The organism is Dyella sp., from assembly GCF_035277725.1.
Taxonomy (GTDB): Bacteria; Pseudomonadota; Gammaproteobacteria; order Xanthomonadales; family Rhodanobacteraceae; genus Dyella_B.
Genome location: NZ_DATEJY010000123.1, coordinates 1 through 18,090, shown reverse-complemented (window position 1 = coordinate 18,090; position 18,090 = coordinate 1). Strand labels below are relative to the sequence as shown.

12 protein-coding genes and 6 tRNA genes are annotated in these 18,090 nt (G+C 60.6%); 3 read left to right on the top strand and 15 right to left on the bottom strand.

The genetic code is table 11. From position 1 onward, the window contains the following. Positions 1-88: 88 nt before the first annotated feature. From clpP to VJR68_RS11090, 3 genes are all read right to left on the bottom strand, one after another. Positions 89-718 (bottom strand): ATP-dependent Clp endopeptidase proteolytic subunit ClpP, encoded by a 630-nt coding sequence (gene clpP, locus VJR68_RS11100; RefSeq protein WP_324147742.1) that lies wholly within the window; start codon positions 716-718, stop codon positions 89-91. 238 nt (positions 719-956) lie between these two features. Continuing rightward, positions 957-2,249, bottom strand: coding sequence for a trigger factor (tig, locus tag VJR68_RS11095; protein ID WP_324147741.1), 1,293 nt, complete (start codon positions 2,247-2,249; stop codon positions 957-959). 82 nt (positions 2,250-2,331) lie between these two features. Continuing rightward, positions 2,332-2,416: transfer RNA gene (locus tag VJR68_RS11090), tRNA-Leu, on the bottom strand. Between the two features lie 447 nt (positions 2,417-2,863). Here VJR68_RS11090 and VJR68_RS11085 point away from each other — a divergent pair. Both VJR68_RS11085 and VJR68_RS11080 read left to right on the top strand, forming a co-directional pair. Next, the gene (locus tag VJR68_RS11085; RefSeq protein ID WP_324147740.1) at positions 2,864-3,067 is read left to right on the top strand and encodes a DUF6229 family protein; all 204 of its coding nucleotides are present in this window, start codon (positions 2,864-2,866) and stop codon (positions 3,065-3,067) included. A 110-nt stretch (positions 3,068-3,177) separates the two neighbouring features. Next, positions 3,178-6,021: a type 2 lanthipeptide synthetase LanM family protein gene (locus tag VJR68_RS11080; protein WP_324147739.1), complete on the top strand. Its 2,844-nt coding sequence runs from the start codon at positions 3,178-3,180 to the stop codon at positions 6,019-6,021. Between the two features lie 33 nt (positions 6,022-6,054). Here VJR68_RS11080 and VJR68_RS11075 read toward each other — a convergent pair whose 3' ends face one another. The 9 genes from VJR68_RS11075 to VJR68_RS11035 form a co-directional block, all read right to left on the bottom strand. Beyond that, positions 6,055-8,394: a glycoside hydrolase family 31 protein gene (locus VJR68_RS11075; RefSeq protein WP_324147738.1), complete on the bottom strand. Its 2,340-nt coding sequence runs from the start codon at positions 8,392-8,394 to the stop codon at positions 6,055-6,057. 294 nt (positions 8,395-8,688) lie between these two features. Next, positions 8,689-8,764: transfer RNA gene (locus VJR68_RS11070), tRNA-Lys, on the bottom strand. Positions 8,765-8,779: 15 nt separating this feature from the next. Continuing rightward, positions 8,780-8,856, bottom strand: a tRNA-His gene (locus tag VJR68_RS11065). Positions 8,857-8,871: 15 nt separating this feature from the next. Next, a tRNA-Arg gene (locus tag VJR68_RS11060) sits at positions 8,872-8,948 on the bottom strand. A gap of 24 nt (positions 8,949-8,972) precedes the next feature. Further along, positions 8,973-9,049, bottom strand: a tRNA-Pro gene (locus VJR68_RS11055). Between the two features lie 174 nt (positions 9,050-9,223). Next, positions 9,224-9,300 (bottom strand) — tRNA-Arg (locus VJR68_RS11050). A 147-nt stretch (positions 9,301-9,447) separates the two neighbouring features. Continuing rightward, positions 9,448-10,251 carry an amidohydrolase gene (locus VJR68_RS11045; protein WP_324147737.1) on the bottom strand — a complete coding sequence of 268 codons (804 nt, stop codon included), beginning with the start codon at positions 10,249-10,251 and terminating at the stop codon, positions 9,448-9,450. Further along, entirely contained in the window at positions 10,239-11,384 is a 1,146-nt protein-coding gene (locus VJR68_RS11040) for a pyridoxal phosphate-dependent aminotransferase (RefSeq protein ID WP_324147736.1), read from the bottom strand. Before VJR68_RS11040 ends, VJR68_RS11045 begins: the two co-directional genes overlap by 13 nt. Positions 11,385-11,441: 57 nt before the next feature. After that, complete coding sequence (locus VJR68_RS11035) at positions 11,442-12,425, bottom strand: LysR substrate-binding domain-containing protein (RefSeq protein ID WP_324147735.1); 984 nt, start codon at positions 12,423-12,425, stop codon at positions 11,442-11,444. 114 nt (positions 12,426-12,539) lie between these two features. Here VJR68_RS11035 and VJR68_RS11030 point away from each other — a divergent pair, with 114 nt between their 5' ends. After that, on the top strand, positions 12,540-13,121 hold the full coding sequence (locus VJR68_RS11030) for an FMN-dependent NADH-azoreductase (RefSeq protein WP_324147734.1): 582 nt from the start codon (positions 12,540-12,542) through the stop codon (positions 13,119-13,121). Between the two features lie 75 nt (positions 13,122-13,196). Here VJR68_RS11030 and zipA read toward each other — a convergent pair whose 3' ends face one another. From zipA to VJR68_RS11015, 3 genes are all read right to left on the bottom strand, one after another. Further along, positions 13,197-14,201: a cell division protein ZipA gene (zipA, locus tag VJR68_RS11025; protein ID WP_324147733.1), complete on the bottom strand. Its 1,005-nt coding sequence runs from the start codon at positions 14,199-14,201 to the stop codon at positions 13,197-13,199. Between the two features lie 33 nt (positions 14,202-14,234). Continuing rightward, entirely contained in the window at positions 14,235-17,744 is a 3,510-nt protein-coding gene (smc, locus tag VJR68_RS11020) for a chromosome segregation protein SMC (RefSeq protein WP_324147731.1), read from the bottom strand. A gap of 151 nt (positions 17,745-17,895) precedes the next feature. After that, the coding region (locus tag VJR68_RS11015; RefSeq protein ID WP_324147730.1) for a BolA family protein at positions 17,896-18,090 on the bottom strand (195 nt) is incomplete at its 5' end.

Below are 18,090 nucleotides of genomic sequence, written 5' to 3'. Positions count from 1 at the left end.
AAATCCCGGTACGGGTCGAGAATAGCACAGGGTTCCGAGTCCGCACCCGGACCCGGAACCTCGGTTATGTGATGGAGATCGGCCGAAATCAGGCCGACTTGACCGTTTCGACGGCGCGACGGTCCAGAACGGCATCGATCAGTCCATATTCCTTGGCCTGCTCAGCGCTCATGAAACGATCACGTTCCATATCACGTTCAATCCTATCGAGCGGCTGGCCCGTGTGATGGACGTAGATATCGTTCAGTCGACGACGCAGGTACAGAATTTCCTGGGCCTGGATCTCGATATCGGTGGCCTGGCCGCGTGCGCCGCCCGAAGGCTGATGGATCATCACACGCGAATTGGGCAAGGAATAGCGCTTGCCCTTGGCACCGGCCATCAGGAGCAACGATGCGGCGCTGCAAGCCTGTCCGACGCACATCGTGCTCACGTCGGGCTTGATGAATTGCATGGTGTCGTAGATCGCCAAGCCCGCGGTAACGGCGCCGCCGGGGCTGTTGATGTACAGATGGATGTCCTTGTCGGGATTCTCCGATTCGAGGAACAGCATCTGCGCCACCAGCAAGTTGGCAACCTGGTCGTTTACTTCGCCGACCAGGAAGATCACGCGTTCCTTCAGCAGGCGCGAATAGATGTCATACGAACGTTCGCCGCGAGCGGTCTGCTCGACGACAATCGGCACCAGGTTGAGGTTCTGGATCGGGTCCATGGCCATGCGTGCGGCTCTCCGGAAGTGGGGACTGAATAACGATTCGTATGATCAAGCCAGACTAGCAGGTAGGTAATTCCATCCGCTAGCTAAGCCGGCGAGAACAAGTCGCGAATCTGGCACATCACGTATGTGCTCGATTCGCGCTGCCGCGTTCGAATGTCTAGTGAACTTGGCGCGCGGAAAAGTGCAGAAAGGCACTCTCCCGCGTCTTGTCTTACTCGCCAGGCCTGAACGAATCGTCTCAGGCGCCGACCGGACGCATCACTTCGTCGAAGCTCAGGTTCTGCACGGTGGTGTTGGCGTGTTCGGCCACCCACTCGGCCACCTGATCTTCCATGACGCGGTTCTGCAGCCCGGACATCAGTTGGGGATCGCCGTTGTAGAGTTCAATGACCTTCTCCGGCTCCTCATAGGTCGAGGCAATGGCAGCGAGCTGCTCAGCCAGGCGCATACGGTCAAGCTTGAGTTCGCTCTTGCGCGCGATCTCGCCCATCAGCAGACCGGCGATGACGCGCAGCCGTGCGGCCGGCGCAGCGGAGTCGATCAGTTGCTGCGGAGGCTGCTGGCCGCGCGGCACACTGGCGGCCGCCAGGTTGCGTGCTTCGCCTTGCACCATCAAATTGGGGACTTCCAGGCTGCTGTAGGTCTGGGCCAGCTTCTCGGCCACCTGCGACTTCAGGCGGCCCATCAGGGCGGCCTTGAGCTCACGCTCCAGATTGGCACGCACTTCCTTGCGGAAATGATCCATGTCGCCGTCGTCGATGCCGAACAGCTTGATGAACTCAGCATCCACTTCCGGCAGTTGGGCTTCCTGCACCTTCACGATGCTGAAGTTCACCTTGGCAGTCTTGCCGGCCAGCTGCTCGTTGCGGAAGTCGGCCGGAAATTCGATGTCGCTTTCGAACGTCTCGCCCGCCTTGTGGCCGGTGAGCGCGCCGTCCAGCGCCTTGAACAGGGTGCCGGAACCCAGCACGCTGCCGGCCCGTTCCTGGCCTTCGGCCGGGAAGCGGTAGTTGCCGGCGACGGCGTCATATTCGAACATTACGAAATCGCCTTCCGCCGACGCGCGCTCGACTTCGTTGAAGCTGCGACGCTGCTGGCGGAGGGTCTCGATCATTTTCTCGACGTCAGCATCGGTCACTTCTGCCGTAGGGCGGCTGATCTCCAGCGCGGCGACGTCGATTTCAGGGAATTCCGGCATCACCTCGAAGGTGGCCGTGTAGGCGATCTCGCCATTTTCCGGCTGACCGGTGGTATCGATGGCGGGGTTGGCAACCGGGCGCAGGTTTTCCTTTTCGAACGCCTCGCGCAAGGTGCTGCTGATGAGATCGGAGAGCACTTCGCCGCGCACCTGAGCACCGAAGCGCTGCTGGATCACGTTGGCGGGCACCTTGCCCGGGCGGAAGCCTTTCAGCCGTACCGTGCGGCTCATCTCGGCGATGCGCGCGCTGACTTGCGACTCAAAGCGCTCTGCCGGAAATTTGACCGTGAGCTTGCGCTCGAGCTTGCCGACGTTTTCAACTGAAAACTGCATGACGTCTCCTGGAATGTCCTGTAATGGCCCGTACCGGCGCCGAGGCGGCTCGCCGCCCGCAAAAATCAGCTCAAGGTTCGGATGGTGCGAAAGAAGGGACTCGAACCCTTACGGGGTTACCCGCTGGAACCTAAATCCAGTGCGTCTACCAATTCCGCCACTTTCGCATCGTTCGCCGGATTACAAGCTGCGGATTCTCAAAGACTTTCTCCGGCTGACCCACAACCTTCGAACGTCTGCCCTGCCGCGACCTGGGCGATGGCGACCTTGCGCCAAAGAGATTCATTTTAAGGTTCGGCGACGGCCCAGCACAAGCGCACGGCGCTTGCATGACAACCCTTTTCGCACTGCAGCAACCCGCTCGCTTTTTTTTGACAGTCGTTCCAATACCCACGACCGGCAATTGACAGCCGCCTTGGGCCGGGAGCAAGGTGGCCGCGGTTTGCTCAGGACCACCTGCTTGCAGGAAGGGGATCACTGTCCACGAGCAAACCTGCGTCCATGTGTGTGTCAACGTTCTGAACCGGCTCGGATTCGGGAGCCGTGGCGACATGTGGCATCTCGAATCCACGCCTTCGCTGTTCTAACTCTTTGCTTCGCAAAAGGAGATAGTTATGCAACAGATTGATGAAGTCGTTTCGGGTTGGCTGAGTGGTGATGAAGGCCTGGATAATCCCGCAGGCCCGCTTTACATCGAAGGTGCTGCGGCAACTGAAGCAGCATTGACCGATCCGGGCATCGGCAAGGTGCTCATCTCGGGCGCTACGACGTGCTCGTTCAGCGGCAAGATTTGCGCAAGCACCTGCGCTTGCTGTTGATGTAAACCGGCCAACGCGCAGCGTCACTTTCATTTTTTTGCCACACGCTGCGCGTTGGCGCTGCATCCGTTTTCCCGCGGTTTTCCACGATCACAGCAAGGAACCTGCCTGTGTCGATAACGACCGAAACGCGTGCGTCCGATTCCTTTGCACCCGTCATCCTGGGTTTTACCGCCCCTATCCGAGCCGTGTTCGCGGCACGACTCGTTGAGTTTGCTGCGGCGTTATCAGCCGACGAATTGACGCTTGTTCGCCGCACCGCGGAAGATGCGCTCAACGCCAACGCCAGCTTCAAACTCAGCCGTGTGTTGCTGCTGGAATTACATGCCGCGAAGCGCGCAGGCGAATTGACCGCCCCCGACGATGCGGGTGGTTTCGCCCAGTTCGTGCAACACGCCCAGCAGCCGGCCTTCCTTGAGCATCTCAATCAGCGCTACCCAAGCCTGCACGAACGACTTTCGCGTGCCTTGAATGCGCAACGCCATGCGATCGAAGCGCTGATTGCACGATTCGCAGCTGATCGCGACAAGCTCGCACAACTTCCAGGTCATCCGCACGGCTGCCTTATCGGCCTGAGTCTCGGCCAAGGCGATTTGCACGGCGGCGGACAATCCGTAGCGAAGCTGTCATTGGACGGCGGCGAGGTCATTTACAAACCCCGCTCGTTGCGCATCGATCGCGTGCTCGAAACATTCCTGGCGTGCGTCTTTGGCACTGATCTCCATCGGATACGCGTGCCCGAGGTGATCGATTGCGGGGATTACGGCTGGGCCGAATTCGTCACTCATCGCTATTGCCACGATGACGCAGAGTTGCGTGTGTTCTATCGTAACCTGGGAGCATGGCTGGCGACATTGCGCGTACTCGGCGGCACCGACATTCACCATGAAAACCTGATCGCCTGCGGCCCCGTCCCGGTGGTGATCGACGTCGAAAGTCTGTTCTCGATGATGCCCAAAGCTCCGCCGTCAAAATATGGCGATGCATTCGACGCGGCTGCAGAACTGATCCGCAATTCCGTATTGCGCACTGGCATCGTTCCCTATCGCGGACCGGCACTGGGTTTCTTCGGCGTCGACATGTCGGCGGCCGGCGCGCTACCTGGTGAACAACCGCAAGTGCACGTACCGGTGATCGCACAGGAAGGCAGCACCGCCGCACGATTGGACATTATCAAAGCCGATTTGCTGCCTGCACAGAATCACCCAAGTGCCGAACCCGACGTTTCAAAATATTGGAACCAGCTTAGCGAAAGCTTCCTCGAAGTGACGGCACGACTCCGGCAGTTGGATGCACGAGGTGAACTCGCGCCTCTGCTGGCTGATTTTGAAAACTGCCAGGCGCGCGACATTCGCCGCCCCACTCAAGCTTATGTGGAAATCGGGCGCATGCTTTGGCATCCCGCGTCATTGCACGATGAACCCAAAGCCATCGCGCGTGCGCGCGACCTTCTGGCGCGCAACGCTGCTGTACTGCCGCAGGCACCGTCCGCGGCGTCGGAGATTGATACTGAAATTGCCGACTTGTGCTACGGCGACATTCCCATTTTTGCCGCGCCATTGGCACGTACGCGCATTGACGAAGCACTGGCCGATTGGCGCGCCATGCGTCTGGAGCTGGAAGAACTCACCATTCGCAGCGCACTTGTCGCCACGCACCTCAATCTCTCCGAAGATCAACCCGAAGATGTGCGAAGTGAACGCCGCTATGCGGCGCGTCATCCGCATGCGGAGCACCTCGACCAACGCCGACGCAAGCTGGCTGCCGAAGCGGTCGAGCGATTGCTGCGGCTCTCCGTACGCGGCAAGGATCGCTCGGTGACCTGGATCACGCCGGAGATCAACCGCGCCGGTTGGCAAGTGCAACCGCTGGCAACGGATCTGTATTTCGGCTTGGCTGGCGTAGCAGCGGCGCTAGCCGGCTATGTGCACGAAACCGCTGCGAATCGTGCCGATGCCGTGGCAGGTGTCGAAGAAACATTGTCAGGCGCGCTGCAGGTGCTGCGTGCCATGGAAGCCGACGAACAACAGGAGCTGTCCGGCGGCTTCACTGGCTATGGCGCTCAAATCTGGACATGGTTGACGCTGCATCATCTGCAAAGAGATTCCGCCTGCCTCGATCGCGCCATGCATTTCGGCGAAGCGCTGGAACGCCTGGGGTTCGAGAATGACAAAGCATTCGACATCCTCGGTGGGGCGTCAGGCGCTATCGTTCCCCTGATCGGGCTGGCTGAAGCAACCCGCCAACAACGCTGGCTTGATCTGGCCGCACGCGCGGCTGACTACCTTGCCGACACCGCCGTCATCACCGGCGATGCCGCTTATTGGCCAACCATGCGCACGCCCGATCCGATCGGCGGATTTGCGCATGGTTCGATGGGAATCGCCTGGTCACTAGCGCGGCTCGTGTTGGCCGGAGCCGGCAACGATGCCGATCGCGCACGCTGGAGTGCGATAGCGGAACGCGGTTTTCGTCTTCAGCACGACCAATACGACGAAACCGTCGGCAACTGGTTCGTCACGCAACAAGGCGTGCGCCGCGAAAGCTTCCATAACTGGTGCTACGGCAGCGTCGGCATCGGTTTGGCTGCAGGTGATCTCTACGCGCGCAGCGGCAATCAACAACATCTGCATACGCTGCGCCGCGCGGTGGCTGCCGCACGCGATAAATGGGGTTCCAGCCACACGCTCTGCCATGGCGATTTCTCGCTGTGCGAGTGGCTCGTGCGCGCAGCGCAATGGGATGTCGAAGGCTGTCGACTGGACGCCATCCATCCTGCTGCCCGCGTTGTTTCGGCCATCGAGGAACACGGCGGTATCGTCGGCGGCATGGCCCGCGATGCTTTCACACCGGGTCTGATGACGGGATTGGCCGGTGCTGTCTACAGCCTCAACCGGATGCACCCGGATTGCACTCTGCCCTCACCGATGTTGCTTGAAACCAGGACAGCGTGAAGGCCAGGCACATGTTGCCTGGCCTTCACTTGCTTACTTGATCACTTTGACGAGGCTCGAAACCGTCTTGTCGAACGCTTCATCACCACCGGTGGCGCGCAAAGCACCGGATGCATCGTTCCAATGCAGCCGGGTCGTGGTGCTTCTCCCTGATTGATAGCCGTAAGAAGTGCCGTCGTCGTTATACAGCGCGAAGTCATCGTCCTTGCCAGGGTAGACACGAATCTCGGCGATGGACTGCTTCGATGCCGTCGACTGGATCGCCGAACCCAACGGCACGACCGAACCCGCGCGAACAAATACAGGAATCTGGTCGATCGGCGCAGCCACTTTGACCCAGCGACCACCGGCCAGCTTTTCATTCGTCCAGAAGTTATACCAATCGCTGCCAGCAGGCAGATAAACCTCTTTCTCCGTCTGGCCCTGTTCGGTAACTGGCGCCACCAGGAAGGCAGGACCGAACATATATTCCGTGCCGATGCTGGCGACGTTGGGGTCGTTCGGGAAATCCATCCACAACGCGCGCATGAACGGCGCGCCTGTGTCGTAGGTTTTCTTGGCCTGGCTGTAGATGTACGGAATCAGCTGATAACGAAGCGCATCGTACTTCGCCATGATCGCCTCGGCCTGATGACCGAACGCCCAGATTTCCGTGTGTTTACGATCGCCATGCAAACGCAGCGTGGGCAAGAAGGTGCCGTATTCGAACCAGCGCGTGAGCAGTTCCGGGTAGTCGTTGTTCTGCCCCACCACGTCGCGCGCATCCGATGGATCGAGCAACGGCGGCTTGGTTGCAGTGGTCGTCTGTGGCAAGTACTGCCAACCGCCAATGTCATTGCCCCAATACGCAATACCCGACGCTGTCATGTTGAGGCCGGTGGGAATTTGACGCTGCAAGGCCTCCCAGGTCGGATCGATATCCGACGACCAGAACAACGCACCGGTACGCTGCGAACCCAGATACGCCGCACGCGAAAGAATCAGCACGCGCTTATCAGGTTTCCAGGCGCGCATACCCTGCGCAAAACCTTCCACGTGCAGCAGCGGGAAAACGTTGTGATACCGATCGCCCGAACCGATCGAATAGAAAAATCCATCCGGCACCAGATCCGGCTCGGTCTCGTCGAGCCATGGATAGTCGAAGCCGTGCGACAGAATGTTGTCGCGAGCATGCTCCCAATACCACTTGCGTGCTGCAGGATTGGTCGAATCGATCAATGCACCCGCGCGATCGGAACGGAACGGCAGGCCATCGACCGTTTTCCCATCTTTATCCTTCAGGAAATAACCTTTGGCATCCAGCTCGCTGAAGTAACGACTGGCGCGTTCAAAGCGTGGCCAGATCGATATGATCGACTGCATGCCCATGTCATGCAGCTGCTTGTTCATGCCGTCCGGATCGGGAAACTCGGCAGGATTGATATCCAGCTGACCCATATGGGTCCAATAGAACCAGTCGACTACCATGATGTCGAGCGGATAGTGTTTTTCGCGATACGTGTGTGCGACGCGCAGGACTTCCGCCTGGCTAGCGTAGCGCGCCTTGGATTGAATCAAACCAAAGGCAGCCTTGGGCGGAATCGGCGTCTTGCCCGTCACCCGCGCATACGCCGAATAGATCGCTTCCGGCGTCTCGCCCGTGATCACGAAGAAACTGACGCGCTCGCCAACTTTCGACTCGAAGCTGGTGCGGCCACGAATACCGGCGACAAAACGCGTATCGGATGGGTTATCCCAAATAATGCCGTAGCCCTTGGACGACACCATGAACGGGACACAGACCGTTTCGCCACTCGGTGCGTCGTACCAATGCTGGCAGTCGATCACACGACCGCGCAAATCGAGCGGACCGAGACTGTCCTGGTTCTGGCCCATGCCGTAATAGTGTTCGTCCGCCGGTGCTGAAAACGTAGCGCCTACTTGATAGGTGGCCTCACCCGCCACTTCGTGGGGCGACATGTTCCAGTCGATCATGTTGACGACCGTTTCGCCCTTGGCGTTCTTTACCTGCAAGTGGACCGGCGCCAGAGTCGGCGCAAAGTACCGTTCCATGACGCCCGGTGTATGCGGCGGCGGTGCGGCATCGACGTGCAAGGTGAGATCCGAAGAAGCAAACGTGTCACCACCCTGATCACTGGTTTCGTGGAAGGCCGAGTTGTCAGCGTGATCGGCCAGAATGCCGTAACCGGGCGCCTTCAGCACCTCGGCCTTGTCGGCAGCGATGGTGATGTGGACAACGTTCGGGCCATAAGCCTCGACCGTGACCCACGCGCCATGGCGGTCGAGCGTGGCCAGCGACGTGGCATGGGCGACAGTAGCAGCGCCGGCAAACAACACCAGGCCAAGCAATGAAATGTTGGATCTACGCACCATATCCCCCTCACCGCTAGCATCCAAAAATTCCCGCGACGCAGACACGCGCGCGATCGATTGGCTGGGTATTTATCATATAAATCGAGCCTGCCCGCCGCCCTTCTCGTCTAGGCGGTCAAATTCGCTATCCAGATTGGGCGATTAAATAAAAGGCAGGTGATTGATGGCCGCAGACAAGGCGCCACAGGCTGATCTCGGTGCTTTGCGCTTCCTAAGTTGCCGCCCGCATGATTGGCCGAGCCGGCGCTCAGGCAAAGAAAAAGGCACTCAGGGAACCTGAGCGCCTCGTTTAGCTGGTGGGCCGTGTAGGATTCGAACCTACGACCAATTGATTAAGAGTCAACTGCTCTACCAGCTGAGCTAACGGCCCTGAACTGCTTGAAATTGGGGTGGACGATGGGACTCGAACCCACGACAACCGGAATCACAATCCGGTACTCTAACCAACTGAGCTACGCCCACCGTAACCACCGAAGCTGGCGCGCCCGACAGGAATCGAACCTGCAACCGTCGGCTTAGAAGGCCGATGCTCTATCCGGTTGAGCTACAGGCGCTTTGACGAGAAGCAGAACACCTGCTGGTCGGGGCAGAGGGATTCGAACCCACGACATCCAGCTCCCAAAGCTGGCGCTCTACCAGGCTGAGCTATACCCCGTTTTTCGAAACCCAGTCAGCTTTCGCAAACTTGAGCCCGGAAATGCTACGGGTGACACTCTGGCCCGTCAATCCGTATCGAACACGCCGGACCTCTTTCGTCCGGTTTCATTGCAAACGGTGTACTGCCTGCAATGCAGGCATGACTTGAACCAACATCATGCCTGTCTAAAAATGGCGCGCCCGGAGAGATTCGAACTCCCGACCACCAAGTTCGTAGCCTGGTACTCTATCCAACTGAGCTACGGGCGCGTGGTTTAAACCTACTTTACCCTGGCTACCGCCCGAAAATCGAAAGGTGCCGAAGCAAGAAGCGGAATTATTCAGGTACTGGGCGCGGCCGTCAATACTCTTTGTGAAGTTTTTTTGAAACGCGGTGTCAGCGCACGCGCGTTCCGCTCACACATCGCTGAGCATGAAGTCGTCGGCATCCATCCAGGCAGGAAAGCGTTCGCGATGCTGCAACAAAGGCGCAGGATCGATCGCCACGGTAACCAGCTGCTCCTGCGTGCCGAGCTCAACCAGCGGCTCGCCAACCGGATCAATCACTGCGCTGTCACCGGCATACGGCAAACCATTGCCATCCACACCCACGCGATTCACGCCGATGACGTAGGCAAGATTTTCGATCGCACGCGCCCGTAGCAGCGTGCGCCATGGCTGCCGGCGCGGTGCCGGCCAATTGGCGACGAACAACGCCAGATCGTATTCCATGCCGCCAGCCGCCGATTCAAGCCGGCGGTTGCGCAGCCACACCGGGAAGCGCAGGTCGTAACAGACTTGCGGCAGGATACGCCAACCTTTCACCTCCACGATCAAACGCTCCGAGCCGCCGCCGTAGCGCGTGTGTTCGCCAGCCATGCGGAACAGGTGCCGTTTGTCGTATTGCGCGTAAGTGCCATCGGGGCGAGCCCAGATCAGGCGGTTGTAAACCTTGTCATCCTCGCGAATGGCAAGACTGCCGGTGACCACTGCGCTCACCTCGCCCGCCAGCTTGCGCATCCACGCGAGGCCTTCGCCATCCATACCTTCCGCGCTGGCGCGCGTATCGTTACTGAAGCCTGAGAGAAAGGTTTCCGGCAATACGACAAGATCGCTCTGCCCTGCCACCCGTCGCACCAGTGCGCCGTAATACTCGCGGTTAGCCGGCGCGTCGTGCCAACGCGTGGCGCCTTGCACAAGCGTGACATTCAAAGTTTGCATAAACGCTCCGCGGCAGCTTCCATGGTGGCGTCGCTCTTGGCAAAGCACAGGCGTACCAGTCGCGTGCCCGGCGCTTTTTCGTAGAACGGTGTCAACGGAATGGCCGCCACACCGCCTTCTTTCACCAACCATTCGCAGAACGCTACGTCGTCCTCGTTACGGATGGCGGAGTAGTCGACCAACTGGAAGTAACCACCTGGCACATCCAGCAGCTTCAAGCGGGACGACGCCAGCAGATGGCGGAAACGATCACGCTTGGCCTGATAGAAAGCAGGCAACTCCAGATAATGCTCCGGCGTGCTGGCCAGGAATTCTGCAAACGCGACTTGCGCCGGATGGAAGGTGCAGAACGTCAGGTATTGATGCACCTTGCGGAATTCCGCAGAGAGTTTCGCCGGCGCCACGGCATAACCGACTTTCCAACCCGTGCAGTGATACGTCTTGCCAAAGCTCGAGACCACGATGCTGCGCGCCGCCAACTCCTGATGGCGCAATACGCTTTGATGTTCAGCGCCGTCATAAACGATGTGTTCGTACACTTCATCCGACAGCACCACGATCGGTGTATCGCGCACGATCGCCGCCAATTCATCCAGATCCTGCGCTGACAACACAGCGCCAGAAGGGTTGTGGGGACTGTTGATCAGAATCATACGCGTGCGTGGCGTGATCGCATCACGCACGCGCTGCCAGTCGATCGAAAAGCTCGGCACCGTAAGCGGAATATGCACGGCACGAGCGCCTTGCAATTCGATTGCCGGTTCGTAGGAGTCATATGCCGGATCGAACACGATCACTTCTTCACCCGCACGCACGACGGCAGCGATGGCGGCAAACAGTGCTTCGGTTGCACCGGACGTCACGGTGATATCGCTATCCGCACTGACCTTATGCCCATAAAGCCGCTCGGTCTTGATCGCAATCTGCTCGCGCAGCGCGGCCGTGCCGATGCCCGGCGCATATTGGTTGAGGCCATTGGCCATGGCCCGGCTCACTGCGTCGCGCAGCGCCTGCGGCGGTTCGAAATCGGGAAAGCCCTGGCCTAGATTCGCAGCCTTGTGCTGCAAGGCCAAGTGACTCATCACGCTGAAAATGGTTGTCCCTACTTTCGGAAGCTTGGTTTCGATGGTCATGGGCGGCGATTTGGAAGGCTAAACGCGAAGACTAGCACGGTCATGTGGATGGCTGATCTAGGGATGCTCTGACCTATTCCGCTTTGGCAGCGGTCGCTTCGAACACTCCTCATGACTGATGCGCGCCGCTTCCGGCAAGCGCTCCGCAAGAAAATCCACCAGCGCACGCACACCCGGCATCATGCCGCGCCGGCTTGGATAGACGAAATGCATAATGCCCTGCGGTGCGCTCCATTCGGGCAGCAGAATTTCCAGTTCGCCGCTGCTGATGGCCGGTGCGCAAAGCGACTCCGGCAACAGCGCGACACCGATGCCGGCACGTGCCGCTTCCAGCAGTACAGCGAAGTCGCCGGTAATGAGGCGCGCTTGAACTTCCACGCTGACCCGTTCGCCATTCGCATCGAACAGCTCCCAGATCTGTGCACCTTCATGCTCTTGCATCGACACCGCCGGCAGCCGCGCAAGATCCTCCGGATGCGCGGGATAACCGTATTGCTTGAGTAAACCCGGACTGGCGACTGGGAACACGCGCGCCTGGCCGAAGCTGCGGATGATCATGTTGGCATCGCTGTCGAGCTTGGTGCGCACACGGATGGCGAGATCGAAGCCTTCGCCAATAAGGTCCACGCGGCGGTTATTGGACAACACCCGCACCTGCAGCTTGGGGTACTTCGCCATGAATTCCGGCAGGATGTAGGCCAGCACCGTTTGCGCGATCGACACGGGACAACTCAGCCGCACCACGCCACGCGGTTCGGCACGCAGTTCATCCACCGCTTCCTGCGCGGCACGTGCCTCTTCCAATACGGCGCGGCAATGACCGTAGAAACGCTCGCCCACCTCGGTGACCACGAAGCGACGCGTGGTCCGCTGCAGCAGCCTTACACCCAGGCGATCTTCCAGCTGCGCAATGCGCTTGCTGAGCCGGGATTTGGGCACTCCCAGAGCACGCCCGGCGGCCGAAAAGCCGCCCTGCTCGACCACGGCGGCAAAGAAGTACAGGTCGTTCAGGTCCTGCATGGCACCTGGCAATGCATTCATCGTCGTTTCCTTTGGGGAACGATAAGTTCCGAAAGCCCTATCTTATCGGGCGTTTGTTCCAATTCTATCTTTAATCCCAACGTCGGCTCGCCCGACTTGGACCGAGATACCGCTATGAAACTCCTGCATCTTGACGCAAGCCCCCTGGGCCAGCATTCCGTCTCGCGCGAACTGACCGCCGCCATCGTCAACCAGCTCGCCGAGGAAAGCCCTTCCCTGCAGATCACCTACCGCGACCTGAGCACCCACACCCTGCCCCATTGGACGCCGGTGATGGACGCCGAAAGCGATGCGGCCAAGCTCGGCCAAGTGGTGCTGGATGAATTTCTGGAAGCCGACGTCGTGGTGATCGGCGCTCCGATGTACAACTTCGGCATTCCGAGCCAGCTCAAAGCCTGGATCGATCGCGTGGTGGTAGCCGGCAAGACCTTCCGCTACACCCCGGCAGGCCCGGAAGGTTTGGCAGGCGGCAAGCGCGTGATCATCGCCTCCAGCCGCGGCGGCGTATACAGCACTGGTCCGGCTGCCGGCATGGATTTCCAGGAAAACTACCTGCGCGCCGTGCTCGGCTTCATCGGCATCGACGATGTGCAGTTCATTCGCGCCGAAGGCGTGAACATGAGCGCGGAACACAAGGTAAAGGCCATCGCTTCGGCCCGTCACTCCATCGGCTCCTTGGCTACGAAAGCGGCCTGATAGAGCAATTTCCCCTTCCCCGATAAACATTGAGCGCCCCTTTGGGCGCTCTTTTTTTGGCGGATCAACTGACGATCAACGGCCGAAGCGAATCTCGCCACCGTCGTGATCGCGATCCCAGCCGCGCAGTTCGTCGCGGATATGCGCGATGCGCTGACGGCCCAATGCGTTGCGTTCTTCATCCAGCACTTGGCCATCGAGCAGCTCGGCCAATCGCTGTGCGGTGGGGAGCATGGCATCCCATGCATCCAGCGCGGTGACCGGTCCTGGCAAGGTCATGAAGAAGCTGAGGCCCGGCGTACGCAAGGCATCGAGACGCGTCAGGTCGAAACTGCCGGGCTTGAGCATGTTGGCGACGCTGAAGATCGGGCCTGCTTCGCGCCGGCCGTCCACCAGGCGGTGATAGATGCCCATGTCGCCGTATTCCAATCCGGCTTTTTCGGCGGCAACGATCAAATCCGTGCCGTTGAAAGCCTGACCTTCGCGCGCCATCACGAACAGGCTGACGATGCGCTCCACCGGCAGTTGCGTGGGACGCTTGCCCAGGTCGGAACGCGGAGGAACGCGCGGCGCAGCAGCGGGTGCGGGTGCTGGCGCAGTGGCTTGCACGGGCGCTACCGGTGCTGGCGCAGGAGGAGCAAGGGGCGCTTGCGCAACCGCTGCAGCGCGCACCGGTTCTGGCTGGGAGGGCGAACGCAGCATTTCCACGATGGAGGCGGATTGCCCGGTTGGCTTGGGATGATGGACCGTCTCGTGCCGTTGATCGGCCAAGGTGGCGCCCAGCTTTTCGAGCTCGGCCCGCAGGTCGACGTCCAGTTCGCCCTGATGCGGCTCGGGCTCTCGAAACAAGGGATCACGATGATTCAGTGGATCGCCATCGAACCGTTCGTCCTCGTCAATCGATTCACCCAAGGTAGGTTCGCGGCGCTCCGCTGTGGATTCGGGAGCGAGGCGTCGCTTGCCTTGTTCTTTCCTCGGCTCGCCGAACAGCCACACCAGCACCAGCACGATCACACCGACAAGGGCCAACGGAATGCCGACCCAGGGGTTCCACGCAACAGCCAATTCGTTTCCAAGCATGATGTACGTCCTCTACTTCAGGCAGCCTCTACCTCAGGCAGCTCCGGCCAGTTTCGCGGCCTCGGCGAGATCGACCTGCACGAGGCGGGAAACGCCCGGTTCGCGCATGGTAACGCCGCAGAGCTGGCTGGCCGCCTCCATGGTGGCCTTGTTGTGCGAGACGAAGATGAACTGCACCTTCTCGCTCATTTCCTTCACCATGTTCGAGAAGCGGCCGACGTTCGCTTCGTCGAGCGGCGCGTCCACCTCGTCGAGCAGACAGAACGGTGCGGGATTGAGCGCAAAGATGGCGAACACCAGCGATACCGCCGTCAGCGCCTTTTCACCACCCGACAACAGCATGATGTTGGACACGCGCTTGCCGGGCGGTCGCGCCATGATCGACACGCCGGTACTTAGCAGATCGTCGCCCGTAAGTTCCAGATAGGCATGACCACCACCGAACAGGCGCGGGAACAGCTCCTGCACGCCGGCATTGACGCGATCGAAGGTTTCCTTGAAACGCTGGCGCGTTTCGCGGTCGATCTTCTTGATCGCGTTTTCCAGCGTTTCCATCGCGCTGGTGAGGTCGGTGAGCTGGTTGTCGAGATACGTCTTGCGCTCGCTCTGCTCGGCATGCTCCTGGATCGCCGCCAGGTTCACCGGTTCCAGGCGCGCGATCTTCTGTGCGAGATCGGTCAGTTGCTGGCGCCATTGCGCGGCGTCGACGTTTTCGGCCAGTTCGGCCAGCAAGGTTTCGAGATCCAAACCTGACGCGGCAATCGCTTCGGCAAGCTGTTCGGCGCGCATCTGCAACGCCTGCGCAGCCAGTTTCTTTTCGGACAGGCTTTCGCGCAGGCCGGAAAGATCCTGTTCCAGGTTGTGGCGCTGCTGTTCCAGTTTGCGCAGCTCGATATCGCAATCTTCCAGCGCGCGGCGTGCTTCCACCAATTGCTTGTCCACCAGCAGACGCTGGTCGAGATAGGTCTGGCGCTCGGCTTCCAGCTCGGCGATCGGATCGGAACCGGCGGCAAGTTGCTCGGCGATTTCGGTGCGGCGCGCTTCGATCTGGCGAATCTGGTTATCCATGCGCGCCAGCGCCTGCTCCAGCGAAGCAAGCGAGGAACGCTTCGATTCCATGCTCAGCGCCAGCGCGTGCGCCTGGTCGGCGGCTTCGCGTGCATTCATGCGCGCTTCTTCGCGGGCTTCCAGCAAGGCACGGCGTTCGTTTTCCAGTTCGCGGCGCTGATCTTCCAGATCACCCATGTTGTTGACGGATTCGTCCAGGCGCGCACGTGCTTCGCGTGTCTGCGTCTGCAGTTCATCCAGTTGTTCGAGCAGCGCCGACAATTCGCCGGCAACTTTCTCGGCGCGCGCACGCGCGGTTTCCACCTTGCCGCGATGGCTTTGCAGCTGACCGGCCAGTTCCGATTGGCGGCGATGCGCGTTGTACAACTCGCGCTGCGCATCGTCGCGTGCGCGCTCGGTTTCGAACTTGCTGGTGCGCAGATCGTCCAGGCGCGCAGTGGCTTCCTCGATGCGGGCTTCCAGCGATTCGATCTGTTCGGTAAGCGTGCGGATGTCGCGCTCGCGCGCCAGCACGCCGAGCTGATTGCCTTGGGCGCGACGCACGCTGGCCCAGCCCGGACCCAGCCATTCGCCCGTGCGCGTGATCACCGATTGATACGGCGCCAAGGCAGCCAGACCGGAAACGCGCTGATGCGCTTCGTCGATGTTCTCGGCGGTCAGCACGTGGCCAAGGATGGTGATGGCCGCAGCCGGACCGCGCACGTGTGCAGCCAGCGTGCCCGCAGTCGCGGCACCGCCTTCGGCTGCATCGAGCAAAGCGACGTCCGCGTTGCTCAGCGCATGAAATTCTTTGGCCAGATCGTGCGCGCCATCGACCAGCACGCTGTCGATAAAGCCGGAAAGCACGGTTTCGACCGCCGTTTCCCAACCGGCTTCCACCTGCAGCACTTCGCCGAGGCGGCGCTTCTTGTCCAGGCCGAATTGCGACAGCCAGGTGCTGGCCGCGCTTTCTTCCTGCCCCAATGCAGCGTGTTGCAAGGCTTCGAGCGAGGCGAGACGGCCACGTGCCGTTTGCAGTTGCTGGCGCGCATCATTGAGCGTGCTCTGCACCTGGCGCTCTTCATCGAGCACCTTCTCGTACGCCAGCTTGTGCTGATCAAGCATGCCGCCGAGCGATTCGACGCGCTCGCGCTGCGTGTCGTGTTCGGTGTGCAATTGCTCGGCCGCGGCGTCCAGCGCGGCGACGTCGGTGGCCCTTTGCTCGGTTTCCAGAGCCTCTTTGCGCTTGGACAGATCCACCGCCTGGCGATCGAGATACGCCAGCTTGGTGCGCTCCACTTCGGCGGCACGGCTGGCTTCACCGGCAGTGCGCGTGTAGGCATCCCAGCGCTGCTGCCAATCGGCCAGCTTGGTTTCGGTCTGGCGCAAGCTTTCGGAAGTGTCGTCCTGCATCTGCTGCAGGGATTCCAGCTTCGGCTCGCCTTCGGCCAAAGCCATGCGCAAGGTTTCGACCTGCTCACGATCGGTGGCGATATGCGCGGCCAACTCCGTGTGCTCGCGGTCGGCATCCTGTTGCGCGCGCTGCAGGCGATCGGCCGTTTCCTTGTTGAAGCGCACTTGCTGTTCGACGCGCGCGATTTCCGAGCCGACCTTGTAGACCTCGGCCTGCACTGTATTCAAATGTTCGCTGGCTTCGGTATGACGCTCGCGCACGCCTTCGATCTGCGATTCGATCTGGCGCTGCTCGGCCAACCGCTTCTCGATTTCGATTTCGGCGGCGGAAAGCCCCTGCCCTTCGCCATCGCGCTGGCTTTTCAGGCCGCGATATTCGAGCGCGCGCAGCTCGGCTTCCTTGCGCGTTTGTTCTTCCTTGTAGGCTTTCCAGCGCTCGGCGGCGCGTGCCTGGCGGTTCAGATGTTCGAGCTGTTTGTCCACCTCATCGCGCACGTCGCGCACGCGATCGAGGTTTTCGCGTGTGGCCTTGATGCGGCTCTCGGTTTCCTTGCGGCGCTCTTTGTATTTGGAGATGCCGGCGGCTTCTTCCAGATGCGTGCGCAGTTCTTCCGGGTGCGCCTCGATGATCTGGCTGATCATGCCCTGCTCGATGATCGAGTAGCTGCGCGGCCCCAGGCCCGTGCCGAGGAACAGATCGGTAATATCGCGGCGGCGGCAACGCGCGCCATTGAGGAAATACGCCGACTGTCCGTCGCGCGTCACTTGGCGCTTCACCGAAATCTCGGCGTACTGGCCGTATTCGCCCTGAATGGTGCCGTCGCCGTTGTCGAAGATCAGCTCGACCGTCGCCTGGCCCACTGGCTTGCGCGAGTTGGAGCCGGAGAAGATCACGTCGGTGAGCGAGTCGCCGCGCAGGCGGCTGGCCGCGCTCTCGCCCATCACCCAGCGGATGGCGTCGATGATGTTGGACTTGCCGCAGCCGTTGGGCCCCACCACGCCGGTCATATTGGTCGGCAGATGGAGCGTGGTCGGATCGACGAACGACTTGAAGCCGGCGAGTTTGATCGTGGTCAGGCGCATGCGGATTCCGCGGCAGCTCTACGGAGATGCCCGGCTAACACAGGCACGGGCGATGGGGCACTGTGCCAAACGCGGGGCGGGGTCGCAATGCGCGTCGGCAGCTGGACATGGCCTTAAGAATAAGGCCCATGTCCGTGTTCCGGAAAGGCTTTTATGTATCCGGAGGACGCGCATCGATGGACAAGGCGTGGATGCCATTGTCCATCAGGCCCTCCAGGGCCGCATAAATCATGCGATGCCGCTTCAGCGGCGGCTTGCCGGCGAACACCGGGCTGACGATGCGCACGTGGAAATGGCCCTTGCCCTCGTTGGCATGGCCGGCGTGCTTGTGGCCTTCGTCCAGCAC

Excerpts from the sequence above, each read along its gene's own strand:
- clpP (WP_324147742.1), bottom strand. The coding sequence starts at position 718 with ATGGCCATGGACCCGATCCAGAACCTCAACCTGGTGCCGATTGTCGTC.
- tig (WP_324147741.1), bottom strand. The coding sequence starts at position 2,249 with ATGCAGTTTTCAGTTGAAAACGTCGGCAAGCTCGAGCGCAAGCTCACG.
- VJR68_RS11085 (WP_324147740.1), top strand. The coding sequence starts at position 2,864 with ATGCAACAGATTGATGAAGTCGTTTCGGGTTGGCTGAGTGGTGATGAA.
- VJR68_RS11075 (WP_324147738.1), bottom strand. The coding sequence starts at position 8,394 with ATGGTGCGTAGATCCAACATTTCATTGCTTGGCCTGGTGTTGTTTGCC.
- VJR68_RS11045 (WP_324147737.1), bottom strand. The coding sequence starts at position 10,251 with ATGCAAACTTTGAATGTCACGCTTGTGCAAGGCGCCACGCGTTGGCAC.
- VJR68_RS11040 (WP_324147736.1), bottom strand. The coding sequence starts at position 11,384 with ATGACCATCGAAACCAAGCTTCCGAAAGTAGGGACAACCATTTTCAGC.
- VJR68_RS11035 (WP_324147735.1), bottom strand. The coding sequence starts at position 12,425 with ATGAATGCATTGCCAGGTGCCATGCAGGACCTGAACGACCTGTACTTC.
- VJR68_RS11030 (WP_324147734.1), top strand. The coding sequence starts at position 12,540 with ATGAAACTCCTGCATCTTGACGCAAGCCCCCTGGGCCAGCATTCCGTC.
- zipA (WP_324147733.1), bottom strand. The coding sequence starts at position 14,201 with ATGCTTGGAAACGAATTGGCTGTTGCGTGGAACCCCTGGGTCGGCATT.
- smc (WP_324147731.1), bottom strand. The coding sequence starts at position 17,744 with ATGCGCCTGACCACGATCAAACTCGCCGGCTTCAAGTCGTTCGTCGAT.